Here is a 1644-nt window from a genome sequence, read left to right on the forward strand (position 1 = left end):
AAACTATTTTATCAATACAGAAATAAAATATGGCTAGCTCAAATTTTAATCCCCTGGTTTTTCCCAGTATTTTATTTTTTCCATTTCCCTTTCAAGATCTCCCATATCATCATCTCCGATATCATTATTAAAATTCTTGCTTAATATTTTTCTCACATTAGCTAGCTGTTCAACCAACTGGTTATGATCAATGAAACTTGCGATCTCCTTTTCATATCCCTCCCTATTAACTTCACTGTCATAGTAATATCGAGCGATATTTCTCATTGATATTAAGGAAAAATTAACCACGGTCAAAACCTCTACTAATTCTTTACCAGATATGGTTATTTCTTCATTTTCTCTCTGCATGTCTTTTCCTTTTATTTCCTTTGAATAATTTCAGGGTTTTTTAGAAAAACATCACCTTTTACAGTTAACTCTTTCGTATGATAAGCTGGATTAACCTTCCACTCTAATAACTCAGTAGGAACATCGGTTTCAACATAATCACGTCCTCGCCCTTCCTTAATTCTATATTTTGTTTCGGCCTCTAATTGATTTAGTGGTTTTTTATTGGCCAGCTCGACATAAAAACGATTATTATCCTGTGCTTTTATCATACCGCTTTCTTTAATCGCAGTTGAACCCTTACGGTTTGTGTAATGTCGAACACGCGTGCAACTCAATCCCAATGGATCAATCCAGCTTAACGGATTCGGCGCATACTGGTAAAGATTCAGCCCGCCTGCCACCCCAATCGGATTAAAGGGACGATCCCGACGCCATCGTACTTTTTAATACACTTAACTTTCTGATGGCGCTGGCTTTTCAGAGGATTTTTCGCACCAAGAGCCGCCAGCCCCGACGTGCACTTTTGCCCCCGGACATGCTATCGCCATAACGGGCAGCTAAAAAAATAGTCGGGAAGATCTTTTCAGCTATTATTTGAAACAAATCTAATTATTTATCTCATTAATTTTTTGTTTCCATACATTCATCCAATTTTTTTCTATTTCTGATGAATAGTTCTTAATAGTGTAAAGATCACCTTCATCTTTATGTGATAAAAAACACTGATCAACACAATTAACCAGCCAGGATAAAAAATCCTTTACCTCTGCATCACTTCCATTCTCCTTTATAAATAATATAGAGTTATCAATCAAGTCATCCAATAAAGAAGGATAGAAAAATCTTTCCTCAAACAATGAGAAACAAAAAGTACCCTCAATAAGATCATTTCTGTTTTTAAGGATTTCTTCTTTAAGAGCAATATTCATCTAACACCCCGGCCCCTTTCTTTTAGCTGCTTTCCCGGATTTTCTCTCATTATAAGAGCCATCTAAATTAAAGACACCCTTAGACTTATCCAATGCAGAAAATGTCTCATAATGATCTTTATGCAAATTATCCAAATAGAAATAATCTCCGTTTTTAAAGGTAGCATCACCAATTTTAACTTTGGATGTAATTTTATAAATCTCAGCCCCCTGATATTTCTTTCCAGTTGTCTGAGCTGCATCGCCAATAATATCTATAAAACTTAAACCCAGTGGATCGATCCACATTAAAGGGTTTGGCGCATACTGGTAAAGATTCAGCCCGCCCGCCACCCCAATCGGATCCGGCTGGGTAAAACGCGCGCAGTCGGGATCGTAGTAG

The 1644-nt window shown here is 36.9% G+C and carries 4 protein-coding genes; all 4 read right to left on the bottom strand.

Annotated features, from left to right (window positions below):
- Positions 1 to 45 precede the first annotated feature (45 nt).
- Positions 46 to 351 (bottom strand): hypothetical protein, encoded by a 306-nt coding sequence (locus NG42_RS21535; RefSeq protein ID WP_052903062.1) that lies wholly within the window; start codon positions 349 to 351, stop codon positions 46 to 48.
- An 11-nt stretch (positions 352 to 362) separates the two neighbouring features.
- Positions 363 to 602: a hypothetical protein gene (locus NG42_RS21540; protein ID WP_053116018.1), complete on the bottom strand. Its 240-nt coding sequence runs from the start codon at positions 600 to 602 to the stop codon at positions 363 to 365.
- A gap of 336 nt (positions 603 to 938) precedes the next feature.
- Complete coding sequence (locus NG42_RS21545; RefSeq protein WP_052903063.1) at positions 939 to 1262, bottom strand: hypothetical protein; 324 nt, start codon at positions 1260 to 1262, stop codon at positions 939 to 941.
- Positions 1263 to 1644 (bottom strand): RHS repeat-associated core domain-containing protein (locus NG42_RS23730; protein ID WP_241488398.1); only part of this gene is annotated, 382 nt, incomplete at its 5' end.

Source organism: Winslowiella iniecta (assembly GCF_001267535.1).
Classification (GTDB): domain Bacteria; phylum Pseudomonadota; class Gammaproteobacteria; order Enterobacterales; family Enterobacteriaceae; genus Erwinia; species Erwinia iniecta.